Here is a 12,109-nt window from a genome sequence, read left to right on the forward strand (position 1 = left end):
CATGAGCAAGACCGAATCGACTCCGGAGCCCGACCTCGGCGAGGCCGGGGCACAGCTCTCCACCGCCCCCACCGAGGAACGGTCCAACGGCCCTGTCGGCATCGGCGTGATCGGCTGGCTGCGCTGGTTCTGGCGGCAGCTGACCTCGATGCGGGTCGCCCTGATCCTGCTCTTCCTGCTGTCGCTCGGCGCCATCCCCGGCTCGCTGATCCCGCAGACCAGCGTCGACGAGATGAAGGTCGCCGACTTCCAGAAGCGGCACGACACCCTCACGCCGATCTACGAGAAACTCGGCCTGTTCCACGTCTACAGCTCGGTGTGGTTCTCCGCGATCTACATCCTGCTGTTCATCTCGCTCATCGGCTGCATCGTGCCGCGCACCTGGCAGTTCGTCGGCCAGCTGCGCGGCCGGCCGCCGGCCGCGCCCGGCCGCCTCACCCGGCTGCCCGCGTACACGACCTGGCGCACCGAGGCGGACCCCGAGCAGGTCCGCGAGGCCGCGCTCGCCATGCTCAAGAAGCGCCGCTTCCGCGCCCGGATCAGCTCGGACGCGGTCGCCGCCGAGAAGGGCTATCTGCGCGAGGCCGGCAACCTGATCTTCCACGTCTCGCTGATCGTGATCCTGGTGGCGTTCGCCACCGGCCAGCTCTTCAAGTCCGAGGGCGGCAAGCTGATCGTCCAGGGCGACGGGTTCTCCAACACCCTCACCCAGTACGACGACTTCCGCTCGGGCTCGCTCTTCGACACCGGGGACCTGGCGCCGTTCAGCTTCACCCTGGACCGCTTCGACGCGTCGTACGAGCGCAGCGGTCCCGAGCTGGGCACGGCCCGCGAGTTCAAGGCGCACCTGACGTACTCCGAGGGCGCCGAGGGCAAGTCGCAGCAGAAGATCGTCGAGGTCAACAAGCCGCTCGTGGTCGACGGCTCGAAGGTCTACCTGCTCTCGCACGGCTACGCGCCGTCGGTAACCGTCAAGGACGGCAAGGGCAACGTCGTCTTCCACGGCGCGACGCCGCTGCTGCCGATGGACAACAACCTGACCTCCAGCGGCGCCATCAAGGTGCTCGACGGCTACCGCGACGCCAAGGGCAACAAGGACCAGCTCGGCTTCGCCGCGTTCTTCGTGCCGACGTTCGGCGGCAAGGGCACCGGCGCGACCCAGATGTTCTCGAAGTTCCCGGCGCCCGACTTCCCGGTCCTCAACATCGGCGCCTACCACGGCGACCTCGGCCTCAACTCCGGTCTGCCGCAGAACGTGTACCAGCTGGACACCAGCAGCCGCTCGATCAAGCCCTTCAAGGACGACCAGGGCAAGATCCTCAAGAAGCTGCTGCTGCCGGGCGAGACCCTTCAACTCCCCGACGGCGCCGGGTCGATCACCTTCGACAAGGGCCCCGTCAAGCAGTGGGCGAGCTTCCAGATCTCCCACCAGCCGGGCAACGGTCTCGCCCTCACGGGCGCGATCGGTGCCATCGCGGGACTCGCCGGCTCGCTGTTCATCCAGCGCCGCCGGATCTGGGTCCGGGCCGTCCGGGGCGACGACGGTGTGACCGTCGTCGAGATGGCCGGGCTCGGCCGCAGTGAGTCCGCGAAGCTTCCCGAGGAGCTGGCCGATCTCGCGGTCACGCTCATCCCGCAGGCGCCGACCGCGCCGGATCCAGTACCCGAACCCTCAGTTGTTCCTGCCGAAGGGGCTGAGAAGTGAATCTCGCCGCCACCACCAATGAGAGCCTGGCCCACACCAGCAACTACCTGATCTACTCGTCGATGGCCGTGTATCTGCTGGCCTTCTTCGCCAACATGGCCGAGTGGCTCTTCGGTAGCCGCAGCAAGGTCGCCCGTACGGCCGCCGCGCTGACCGGTGCCGGGCAGCAGGCCAAGGACGCGGGCACCGTGAAGGTCGAGGTCGCCACGAAGAACGGCGGCACCGCGGTCCTGGAGCGCCCCAAGGTCGTGACCCGCTCGGCCGCCGGCACGCGTGACGTGCCGGACGGTCCCGGTGCCTCGGGCGGTGACGCGAAGGGCGACCTCTACGGCCGCATCGCCGTCTCCCTGACGGTGCTCGCCTTCCTCATCGAGTTCTGCGGTGTGCTCACCCGCGCGCTGTCCGTGCAGCGGGCGCCGTGGGGCAACATGTACGAGTTCAACCTGACCTTCTCCACGGTCGCGGTCGGCGTGTACCTGACGCTGCTCGCCCTGAAGAAGAACGTCGGCTGGCTCGGCCTCCCGCTGGTCACCACGGTCCTGCTCGACCTCGGTCTCGCCGTCACCGTGCTCTACACCGCGAGCGACCAGCTGGTGCCGGCGCTGCACTCGTACTGGCTGTGGATCCACGTCTCCACCGCGATCTTCTGCGGCGCGGTGTTCTACGTGGGCGCGGTCGCCACGATCCTGTACCTCTTCCGCGACCGGTACGAGGCGAAGCTCGCCGAGGGCGGCAAGCCGGGCACCTTCGCGACCTCGGTCATGGAGCGGCTGCCGGCCGCGTCCTCGCTGGACAAGTTCGCCTACCGCGTGAACGCGGCGGTCTTCCCGCTGTGGACGTTCACGATCATCGCGGGCGCGATCTGGGCGGGCGACGCGTGGGGCCGGTACTGGGGCTGGGACCCGAAGGAGACCTGGTCCTTCATCACCTGGGTCGCCTACGCCTGCTACCTGCACGCCCGTGCCACGGCCGGCTGGAAGGGCCGCAAGGCGGCGACGCTGGCGCTGATCGCGTTCGGGTGCTGGCTGTTCAACTACTACGGCGTGAACATCTTCGTCAACGGCAAGCACTCGTACGCGGGCGTGTAAGCCCCTGGGCGCGGGCCTGCCCCGGTGCTGTCAGGGGCGCGGGGAACTGCGCGAGCAACCACGCACGGTCCGCGGACAAGGACTCCTGGGGCGCCGCCCCGGACCCCGGGAGTTGGCCCCACCCCGCCCCTTCCCGAAACCCTCCGGGGGATTGAGTACGGCTGCGGACCGTCCGTGGCCGATCGCGCAGTTCCCCGCGCCCCTTGCGGGGCTGGAACAGGGGCATACCCAGCCCGTCATGGGGTCCCCCCTGGCCCTTAAGGCCTTGGGGGAGATTGAGGACGAGCGCCCTCGCGGGGCTAGCCCTCGCCCAAGTCGCGCCGCTTGCGGTCCTCCAGGGACGCGAGGAACTCCGGGTTGTCGTCCGGCGCGGTCCAGCGCGTCGGCGCCCGGCGGACCTTGCCCGCGATCAGCCAGGCGACCGGCCCGACCAGGACCTCGCCGAAGAGCAGCACGATGATGATCCACACCACCTTGGGGAGGCCCTTGACCTCCGACTCGGGGGTGTTCAGGCAGTCGATGAACGCGTAGATCCACAGCGCCAGGACCAGCAGGAACGGCAGATACCTGAGCATGTTCTAACGGTCCCCCCGGGAACGGTTGCGGGCCGTGCCTCGGCCCCGGTGACCGGCCCAGGGTATCGGGTGCCCGATACTTGACCCCATGGCTTACGACGATCTCCGATCCCTGCTCAGGGCACTGGAGCGCGAGGGCGACCTCAAGCGCATCAAGGCCGAGGTCGACCCGTACCTGGAAGTCGGTGAGATCGTCGACCGGGTCAACAAGGCCGGCGGCCCCGCCCTCCTCTTCGAGAACGTCAAGGGCGCCGCCATGCCCCTGGCCATGAACGTGTACGGAACCGACCGCCGCCTGCTCAAGGCGCTCGACCTCAAGTCGTACGGCGAGATCAGCGACAAGATCGGCGGCCTGCTCAAGCCGGAGCTGCCGCAGGGCTTCGTCGGCATTCGCGAGGCCTTCGGCAAGCTCGGCTCGATGGTGCACGTGCCGCCGAAGAAGGTGAAGCAGGAGGCCGCCCCCGTCCAGGAGGTCGTGCTCACCGGTGACGACGTGGACCTGGACCAGCTGCCCGCGCTGTTCACCTGGCCCGAGGACGGCGGCTCGTTCTTCAACCTCGGCCTCACGCACACCAAGCACCCCGAGACGGGCGTGCGCAACCTCGGCCTGTACCGCCTCCAGCGCCACGACAAGCGCACCATCGGCATGCACTGGCAGATCCACAAGGACAGCCGCAACCACTACGCGGTCGCCGCCAAGCGCGGTGAGCGGCTGCCGGTCGCGATCGCCTTCGGCTGCCCGCCGGCCGTCACGTACGCCTCGACCGCGCCGCTGCCGGGCGACATCGACGAGTACCTCTTTGCCGGGTTCATCCAGGGCAAGCGGATCGAGATGGTCGACTGCAAGACCGTGCCGCTCCAGGTCCCGGCCAACGCCGAGGTCGTCATCGAGGGCTGGCTTGAGCCGGGCGAGATGCTGCCCGAGGGCCCGTTCGGCGACCACACCGGGTTCTACACCCCGCAGGAACCGTTCCCCGCGCTGACGATCGACTGCGTCACGATGCGCAGGCGCCCGCTGCTCCAGTCCATCGTCGTCGGCCGCCCGCCGACCGAGGACGGGCCGCTCGGCCGCGCCACCGAGCGGTTCTTCCTGCCGCTCCTCAAGATCATCGTGCCGGACATCGTCGACTACCACCTGCCGGAGTCGGGCGGCTTCCACAACTGCGCGATCGTCTCGATCGACAAGAAGTACCCCAAGCACGCGCAGAAGGTGATGCACGCCATCTGGGGCGCGCACATGATGTCGCTCACCAAACTGATCGTGATCGTGGACGCCGACTGCGACGTCCACAATCTGCACGAAGTGTCCTGGCGGGCCTTCGGGAACACCGACTACGCCCGCGATCTCACCGTCGTCGAAGGCCCGGTCGACCACCTCGACCACGCCTCCTACCAGCAGTTCTGGGGCGGCAAGGCGGGCATCGACGCGACCGCGAAGTGGCCCGAGGAGGGCTACACGCGCGACGGCGGCTGGCCCGCCATGGTCGAGTCGGACCCGCAGACGGCGGCGAAGGTCGACCGCCGCTGGAAGGAGTACGGGCTCTAGTGAGTGCCTCAGCCGCAGCAGTGCCCCAGCCGGGGCGGACCAAGGCGTTCCTGCGCCTGGTCATGATCGAGCACTCGGTCTTCGCGCTGCCCTTCGCCTACATCGCCGCGCTGACCGCGATGTTCCAGCTCGACAAGAACATCCACTGGGGCCGGCTGCTCCTGGTCACCGTCGCCATGGTGGGCCTGCGCACCTTCGCGATGGCCTGCAACCGGATCATCGACCGCGAGATCGACGCCCGCAACCCGCGCACCGCGGGCCGCGAGCTGGTGACCGGCGCGGTGTCGGTGCGCTCGGCCTGGACGGGCGCGGCGATCGCGCTCGTCGTCTTCCTCGGCGCGGCCGCCGCCCTCAACCCGCTCTGCCTGGCGCTCGCACCGGTCGCGGTGATCCCGATGGTGGTCTATCCGTACGGGAAGCGGTTCACCAACTTCCCGCAGGCCATCCTCGGCATCGCACAGGCCATGGGCCCGGTCGGCGCCTGGATCGCGATCACCGGTTCGTGGTCGTGGGACGCGGTGATCCTCGGCCTTGCCATCGGCATCTGGATCGGCGGCTTCGACCTGATCTACGCCTGCCAGGACGTGGAGGCCGACCGCGGCCACGGCGTGAAGTCGGTGCCGGCCCGCTTCGGCATCCCGGCGGCGATCTACGGGGCGCGCGGCTGCCACTCCGTGACCATGGCCCTGCTCGTCTGGTACGCGCTCGCGACCGGCGCCGGGTTCTTCTTCTGGCTGGGTCTGCTCATCGTGCTCGCGGCCTTCCTCTACGAGCACACCCTGGTCAAGCCGCATGACCTCTCCCGCCTCAACCGGGCGTTCTTCCAGGTCAACGGGTTCATCGGAATCGCCCTGTTCGTGTGTGCGCTGCTCGACCTGCTGGTGCGCGGCCTGACGGTGTAGTGGTCGTCCGGCCGGCTGCGCCACCTGACCCGGCCGGGGCCGCCGGCCGCCGGATAGGCTCGGACACGTGGAGCACGTGAACGTACACAGTCAGCAGCGCACCCCCTGGATCGTCGGGGTGTCGGGCGCGTCGGGGACGCCGTACGCGGCGGCGGTGCTGCGCGCGCTGCTCGCCGCGGGCGAGAGCGTCGACCTGGTGGTCTCGCGCGCCTCGCGCCTGACGCTGCTCGACGAGACGGGCATCGCGTTCCGCGACGCGCACTGGCAGGAGGACCTGCGGACCTGGCTGGCCCGGGGCGCCGACGGGAAACCCGACACCTTCGGGGCGCTGGACGTCTCGGACGTACGGCACTGGGCGGCCGGGGATCTGGCGGCGGGGCCCTCGTCGGGCTCGTATCCGGTGAAGGGGATGCTGATCGTGCCGGCGTCGACGGCCTGTGTGGCCGGGGTCGCGCTCGGGCTTTCGAAGGACCTGTTGCAGCGGGCCGCGAGCGTGACGCTCAAGGAGCGGCGGAAGCTGGTGGTCGCGGTGCGCGAGACGCCGTTGAACGGTCAGACGCTCGGGCACCTGGTGACACTGGACGAGGCGGGCGCCGTGGTGCTGCCCGCCTCTCCGGCGTTCTACGCGGGGGCGACGCACATCCAGGATCTGGTGGACTTCGTCGCGGGGCGCGTACTGGACGCGGCAGGGGTGCCGCACGGCCTGTACCGCCGTTGGGAGGGAGAGCTCGGCTCGGGGCGTCCCGGGGCCGAGCGAGGCCGAGACCTCGAAGGAGGCCCCCGCGAGGACTAGCGCTTCTTGGCGGCGCGCTTGGGGGCGCGGGGCTTCGTCGCGGACGGCTGGTGGGCACGGGACCGGTTGGCCAGGTCCTGAAGCTCGCGCATCCGGGCGTAGGCCATCTCGATCGTGTACACGGTGACAACTCCTGAAAGATCGTCTTTGATCTGCTGGAAAATTATGCAAGCAGCTGAATGATTCGCAGGGTGTTGGCCCTGCATGCCTTAGATTCTACACTTAAACTCGCGGTATCGCTGAACAATGGAAGGCTTCAGGCATATGGACGCCGTCGATAGGCAGCTCATCCAGGCACTGCGCGAGAACGGCAGGGCCTCGTACGCGGAACTGGGCCGGCTCGTCGGGCTCTCCGGCCCCAGCGTCACCGACCGCATCAACCGTCTGGAGGCCGCCGGTGTCATCACCGGATACCGCGCCACCGTGGACTCCGCCTCGCTCGGCCTCGGCGTCACCGCGCTGATCGGCATCTCCCTCTCGGACGCCGCCGACCACGAGGACGTGGCGCGCCGCCTGCGCGATCTGGCCGAGATCGAGGACTGCTGGTTCATCGCGGGCGACGACTCGTACATGCTCAAGATCCGCGCCGGTGACGTGGACGGCCTGGAGAAGACGATCCGCCGGCTCGGCTCGACCAAGGGCGTCTCGCGCACCCGCACCACGATCGTGCTCTCCACCAAGTGGGAGAACCGGGTCGGGGAACTTCCCGAGTAGGGCGGGGCGTACCTTTGGTGGAGCCTGGAAGACACACGTATGGGAGGCGGCCTAGATGGACGCGGGACTCAAGCGCGAGCTGGAGCAGAAGGTCCGCGCCGGTGAGCGGCTCAGCCGCGAGGACGGCGTCGCGCTCTACGCGTCGGACGATCTGGCCTGGCTCGGCGGGCTCGCCCACGAGGTGCGCACGCGGAAGAACGGCGACGTCGTCCACTTCAACGTGAACCGCCACCTCAACATGACCAACGTGTGCACGGCGTCGTGCGCGTACTGCTCGTTCCAGCGCAAGCCGGGCGAGAAGGACGCGTACACGATGCGCATCGAGGAGGCCGTCCGCCTCGCCAAGGCGATGGAGAACGACAACCTCACCGAGCTGCACATCGTCAACGGGCTCCACCCGACGCTCCCTTGGCGCTACTACCCGCGCTCGCTCAAGGCCCTCAAGGAGGCGCTGCCGAACGTCGGGCTCAAGGCGTTCACGGCGACCGAGATCCACCACTTCGAGACGATCTCCGGCCTGACCGCCTCCGAGATCCTCGACGAGCTGATCGACGCCGGTCTCGAATCGCTGACCGGCGGCGGCGCGGAGATCTTCGACTGGGAGGTCCGCCAGCACATCGTGGACCACCGCACGCACTGGGAAGACTGGTCGCGCATCCACCGCCTCGCCCACGAGAAGGGCCTCAAGACCCCGGCGACCATGCTGTACGGGCACATCGAGGAGCCGCGCCACCGCGTCGACCACGTGCTGCGGCTTCGCGAGCTCCAGGACGAGACCGGCGGCTTCCAGGTCTTCATCCCGCTGCGCTACCAGCACGACTTCGTGGACATGCAGGACGGCAAGGTCCGCAACAAGCTCCAGGCGCGCACCACGATGGCGACCGGCGCCGAGTCCCTGAAGACCTTCGCGGTCTCGCGCCTGCTGTTCGACAACGTGCCGCACGTGAAGTGCTTCTGGGTCATGCACGGTCTCCAGACCACCCAGCTCGCGCTCCAGCACGGCGCCGACGACATGGACGGCTCGGTCGTCGAGTACAAAATCACGCACGACGCCGACAACTACGGCACCCCGAACAAGCTCACCCGGGACGACCTGCTCGACCTCATCCGCGAGGCCGGCTTCCGCCCGGTGGAGCGCAACACGCGGTACGAGATCATCCGCGAGTACCCGGGCCCGGAAGCGGGGCTGCGCGAAGCGCCCCAGGCCATGCGGTTCTGAGCGGGCCCCGTGGCACTGACGTTCCGGCTCGACCCGCCGGTCACCCCCGCCCTGCGTGACGGACTCCTCGCCCTGTGGGCCGAGGTGTCCAACGCGGGCGGGGCCGTCGGCTTCGTACCGCCGGTCTCCGTGGAGGACGTACGCCCCGAACTGGTCAAGCACTTCGCGGCGATGGCCGAGGGCCGGATGCGGCTGCTCGTCGGGTTCGACGAGGACGGGCGGGTGGCCGCCACCGCGTTCATCGCGCTCAACACCCACCGCCTGATGACGCACTGGGTGTGGCTCTACACCGTCATGGTGCACCCCGGGCACCAGGGCAGGGGCTACGGCCGCGACCTCATGGCGGCGACCGCCGACGCGGTACGCGGCCTCGACGGCATCGAGGCGATCCGGCTCACCTGCCGGGGCGGCACCGGCGTCGACCGGTTCTACGGCTCGTGCGGTTACAAGGAGGTCGGGCGGGTGCCCGGCGCGATCCGGGTCGCCGAGGGCGACGACCGGGACGACATCATCATGCTGCTGCCCCTGACCTGAGGCCGGGCCGCTCCCGGCCTGCCCGAGCCGGACGGCTCACCGCCCGCCTAACTGATCCAATTGTGGGCGTGCTTCACTAGTCGGGCAGGGGCCACCGTAGAGAGAAGGTCTGTCGTGAACGCCGCAAAGCCGAGCGCCACCATCTGGTACACCATGCTGCGCGTGGGGATCTTCATCGGCAGCCTGGTGTTCGTCGGCCTGCTGGTCCAGTTCGGCATCGTGCCCAAGGGCAACGGCAACTCGAACCTCATCTGGATCGTCCTGCTCGCGCTCGTCATCTCCGCGCCGCTGAGCTTCGTCCTGCTGCGCAAGCAGCGCGACGCGATGTCCGCCCAGATCGTCACCAAGGTGGCGAGCGCCAAGGCGAAGCTGGACGCGAACCGCAGCCAGGAGGACGGCCTCGCCCAGTAGGCCCGCCCGCACCGCGCCCACCAGGTGAGACGCCCCGCGTTAGTCACCTCACACCACCCGGCCGGCCCGGGTCCGGAGCACCCCGCTCCGGACCCGGGCCGTCGCCATTCCCGGGCCCGGGTGGGGCCGTTGGCGGGGTGTTCGGGTGCCGTCCGCGGACCGGCCGGTCATCCTGGAGTAAAAGAACTGCTTTGAGGTCCCCAAAGTTCAAGTGTTAACGTGTTCGACATGAAGACAGCAGCAGTGCACCAGCACCCCACCGGCGGAGCCGTTCCGCTCGTGGCGCGTCTGCATGTCGACCTCTGCCGCTGCATGTCCGCGGTCTGTTGCCGCGACGTCTGACCTCCGGCCTTCATGCGGCGGCGCTTCCAGCCTTGCGCGACCGGTCCCTCGCGGACCGGTCCCCTGTGAACGGGCGCCACGCTCAGTCCCCTTGAACGTCTCCGTCCTCGCGCACCGGGAGTGTGTCCGTGTCCTCCGCGACCACCGAGGAGAAGCCCAAGTCCGGCTTCTCCATATCCTCGAAGTTCCCCTTCTGGGCCCAGATCATCGCCGGTCTCGTCCTCGGCGGCCTGCTCGGCTGGCTCGCCCGCAGCCAGGACATCAGCTGGCTGAAGGACACCCTGGGGCAGATCGGTGACATCTTCGTCCAGCTCCTGAAGCTGGCCGTCGCCCCGCTCGTCTTCTTCGCGATCCTGGTGTCGATCACCAACCTGCGCAAGGTCAACAACGCCGCCAGGCTCGCCACCCGCACGCTGCTCTGGTTCATGATCACGTCGCTGATCGCGGTGGCCATCGGCCTCGCCATCGGGCTGCTCACCAACCCCGGCTCGGGCACCGGCCTGACCCCGAAGGACGGCAAGCTGCCCAAGCACACGGGCTCCTGGCTGGACTTCCTGACGGGCATCATCCCGACGGACGTGGTGACGCCGTTCACCGAACTCAACGTCCTCCAGATCGTGTTCATGGCCGCCGTCGCCGGCATCGCGCTGCTCCAGCTCGGCGAGAAGGCCAAGCCGATCCTCACGCTCAGCGAGGCCGTGCTCGAACTCCTTCAGAAGGCGCTGTGGTGGGTCATCCGGCTCGCGCCGCTCGGCACCCTCGGCCTCATCGGCTTCGCCATCGCGGACTACGGCTGGGACCTCATCGGCAAGTACGCCACCTTCACCGCGGACGTCTACATCGGCTGCGCCCTGGTGATGTTCGGCGTCTACCCGCTGCTGCTCGCCACCGTCGCCAAGGTCAACCCGCTCCAGTTCTTCAAGGGTGCCTGGCCCGCGATCCAGCTGGCCTTCGTCTCCCGCTCCTCGGTGGGCACGATGCCGCTGACCCAGAAGGTCACCGAGCGCCTCGGCGTCCCCAAGGAGTACGCCTCCTTCGCGGTGCCGTTCGGCTCGACCACCAAGATGGACGGCTGCGCCGCGATCTACCCGGCGCTCGCGGCGATCTTCATCGCCCAGATCTTCGACGTGCACCTCGGCATCGGCGACTACGTCCTGATCGCCTTCGTGTCGGTCATCGGCTCCGCCGCGACGGCCGGCCTCACCGGCGCCACCGTCATGCTGACCCTGACCCTCTCCACGCTCGGCCTGCCCCTGGAGGGCGTCGGCCTGCTCATGGCCATCGACCCGGTCCTGGACATGATGCGCACCGCCACCAACGTGGCGGGCCAGGCGCTGGTCCCGGTCATCGTGTCGGCCCGGGAGAACATCCTCAACCGCGACGCGTTCGACTCGGTCCACCTGTCGCCGGTGGACGGCGAGTACGAGTCCCGCACGCCGCAGGAGCAGGCGGAGGACAAGACCCCGGTCCCGGCCGCCGTCTGACCACCCCGCACCACCCGACGCCCGCGCCCCGCCTGCCGGGGGCGCGGGCGTCGGCGTGTGTGCGACGGGAGTGACTAGGCTGACGCGCAAGGCTTTTGGGCGGGTCAACCGTGCCACGCTGTGGAACCAAGGCCCCAGACCGCTCCCCCCTGCACCACTCGGAGGAAGCCGTGACTGCCGAACTCCCCGACTGGATGATCCCGCCCCGGCCCAGCGGCTGGGAGGCCGACGACCTCGACCACCTCTCCCAGGCGCCGCGGCACACCGAACTCATCGGCGGAGCCCTGATTTTCAGGATGTCGCCGCAGCGCTCCTGGCACTCCCGGCTGGTGGAGAACATGACTTTCGCCCTGCGGCAGGCGGCTCCCCAGGGGTTCGAGGTCGAGCGGGAGATGACCGTCCGACTCGACAACAAGAGTCGCCCCGAGCCCGACATTCTGATCGCCACCGTCGCTTACGACCCGGACCGCACCTGGTACCGCCCGGGGATGTCGCACTGGTCGTCGAGGTCGTCTCCGAGGAGTCAGCCGACCGGGACCGTTCCCTCAAGCCCTTCAAGTACTCCCAGGCCGGCATCACCCACTTCTGGCGGGTCGAGGACGAGGCCGGGGGGCCCGCCGTCCACACCTACGAACTGGACAGGATGACCAGTACGTACGTACCCACAGGCATCCACCGGACCAGGCTGAAGACCTCGGTGCCCTTCCCGCTCGACATCGACCTCAACAGCTTGGTGCCGTAAGGGAGCAGCGGGATCGGCAGCCCCTTCCGCTCTTGTTCTGGCCCCCGGAATCAG

12 protein-coding genes and 1 pseudogene are annotated in these 12,109 nt (G+C 68.9%); 11 read left to right on the forward strand and 2 right to left on the reverse strand.

What is annotated here, in order from left to right; translation table 11 throughout:
* Position 1: 1 nt before the first annotated feature.
* Complete coding sequence (gene resB / locus CG740_RS31645) at positions 2-1,705, forward strand: cytochrome c biogenesis protein ResB (RefSeq protein ID WP_100578730.1); 1,704 nt, start codon at positions 2-4, stop codon at positions 1,703-1,705.
* A complete protein-coding gene (gene ccsB, locus CG740_RS31650) occupies positions 1,702-2,793 on the forward strand; it encodes a c-type cytochrome biogenesis protein CcsB (protein WP_100578731.1) in 1,092 nt (363 codons plus the stop codon). Before resB ends, ccsB begins: the two co-directional genes overlap by 4 nt.
* A 299-nt stretch (positions 2,794-3,092) precedes the next feature.
* Here the strand turns inward: ccsB and CG740_RS31655 are convergent, their stop codons facing one another.
* Positions 3,093-3,368: a PLD nuclease N-terminal domain-containing protein gene (locus CG740_RS31655; RefSeq protein WP_100578732.1), complete on the reverse strand. Its 276-nt coding sequence runs from the start codon at positions 3,366-3,368 to the stop codon at positions 3,093-3,095.
* A gap of 88 nt (positions 3,369-3,456) precedes the next feature.
* Between CG740_RS31655 and CG740_RS31660 the strand changes: the two genes are divergently transcribed.
* From CG740_RS31660 to CG740_RS31670, 3 genes are all read left to right on the forward strand, one after another.
* Positions 3,457-4,914 carry a menaquinone biosynthesis decarboxylase gene (locus CG740_RS31660; protein WP_100578733.1) on the forward strand — a complete coding sequence of 486 codons (1,458 nt, stop codon included), beginning with the start codon at positions 3,457-3,459 and terminating at the stop codon, positions 4,912-4,914.
* Positions 4,914-5,816 carry a menaquinone biosynthesis prenyltransferase MqnP gene (gene mqnP, locus CG740_RS31665; RefSeq protein ID WP_100578734.1) on the forward strand — a complete coding sequence of 301 codons (903 nt, stop codon included), beginning with the start codon at positions 4,914-4,916 and terminating at the stop codon, positions 5,814-5,816. Before CG740_RS31660 ends, mqnP begins: the two co-directional genes overlap by 1 nt.
* A 76-nt stretch (positions 5,817-5,892) precedes the next feature.
* The gene (locus CG740_RS31670) at positions 5,893-6,609 is read left to right on the forward strand and encodes a UbiX family flavin prenyltransferase (protein ID WP_100578820.1); all 717 of its coding nucleotides are present in this window, start codon (positions 5,893-5,895) and stop codon (positions 6,607-6,609) included.
* Here the strand turns inward: CG740_RS31670 and CG740_RS41640 are convergent.
* On the reverse strand, positions 6,606-6,731 hold the full coding sequence (locus CG740_RS41640; RefSeq protein WP_262985355.1) for a hypothetical protein: 126 nt from the start codon (positions 6,729-6,731) through the stop codon (positions 6,606-6,608). The two genes, CG740_RS31670 and CG740_RS41640, sit on opposite strands and share 4 nt — an antisense overlap.
* Positions 6,732-6,873: 142 nt before the next feature.
* Between CG740_RS41640 and CG740_RS31675 the strand changes: the two genes are divergently transcribed.
* The 6 genes and pseudogenes from CG740_RS31675 to CG740_RS31700 all read left to right on the forward strand — a co-directional run bounded on the left by CG740_RS31675 (position 6,874) and on the right by CG740_RS31700 (position 12,055).
* Positions 6,874-7,323, forward strand: coding sequence for an Lrp/AsnC family transcriptional regulator (locus CG740_RS31675; protein WP_100578735.1), 450 nt, complete (start codon positions 6,874-6,876; stop codon positions 7,321-7,323).
* Positions 7,324-7,378: 55 nt separating this feature from the next.
* Complete coding sequence (gene mqnE, locus CG740_RS31680) at positions 7,379-8,542, forward strand: aminofutalosine synthase MqnE (RefSeq protein ID WP_100578736.1); 1,164 nt, start codon at positions 7,379-7,381, stop codon at positions 8,540-8,542.
* A gap of 9 nt (positions 8,543-8,551) precedes the next feature.
* Positions 8,552-9,076: a GNAT family N-acetyltransferase gene (locus CG740_RS31685; protein ID WP_100578737.1), complete on the forward strand. Its 525-nt coding sequence runs from the start codon at positions 8,552-8,554 to the stop codon at positions 9,074-9,076.
* Between the two features lie 114 nt (positions 9,077-9,190).
* Positions 9,191-9,487, forward strand: a complete 297-nt coding sequence (locus CG740_RS31690) for a DUF4229 domain-containing protein (RefSeq protein WP_100578738.1) — start codon at positions 9,191-9,193, stop codon at positions 9,485-9,487.
* A 464-nt stretch (positions 9,488-9,951) separates the two neighbouring features.
* Positions 9,952-11,313 carry a dicarboxylate/amino acid:cation symporter gene (locus CG740_RS31695; RefSeq protein ID WP_100578739.1) on the forward strand — a complete coding sequence of 454 codons (1,362 nt, stop codon included), beginning with the start codon at positions 9,952-9,954 and terminating at the stop codon, positions 11,311-11,313.
* A 194-nt stretch (positions 11,314-11,507) separates the two neighbouring features.
* Positions 11,508-12,055: pseudogene (locus CG740_RS31700) on the forward strand (Uma2 family endonuclease).
* The last annotated feature ends 54 nt before the right edge of the window (positions 12,056-12,109 follow it).

Source organism: Streptomyces sp. CB01201 (genome assembly GCF_002803085.1).
GTDB classification, from domain to species: domain Bacteria; phylum Actinomycetota; class Actinomycetes; order Streptomycetales; family Streptomycetaceae; genus Streptomyces; species Streptomyces hundungensis.

What these genes read in the sequence shown, in the direction of transcription:
- CG740_RS31675 (WP_100578735.1), top strand. Translation starts at nt 6,874, where the DNA reads ATGGACGCCGTCGATAGGCAGCTCATCCAGGCACTGCGCGAGAACGGC.
- mqnE (WP_100578736.1), top strand. Translation starts at nt 7,379, where the DNA reads ATGGACGCGGGACTCAAGCGCGAGCTGGAGCAGAAGGTCCGCGCCGGT.
- CG740_RS31660 (WP_100578733.1), top strand. Translation starts at nt 3,457, where the DNA reads ATGGCTTACGACGATCTCCGATCCCTGCTCAGGGCACTGGAGCGCGAG.
- resB (WP_100578730.1), top strand. Translation starts at nt 2, where the DNA reads ATGAGCAAGACCGAATCGACTCCGGAGCCCGACCTCGGCGAGGCCGGG.
- CG740_RS31655 (WP_100578732.1), bottom strand. Translation starts at nt 3,368, where the DNA reads ATGCTCAGGTATCTGCCGTTCCTGCTGGTCCTGGCGCTGTGGATCTAC.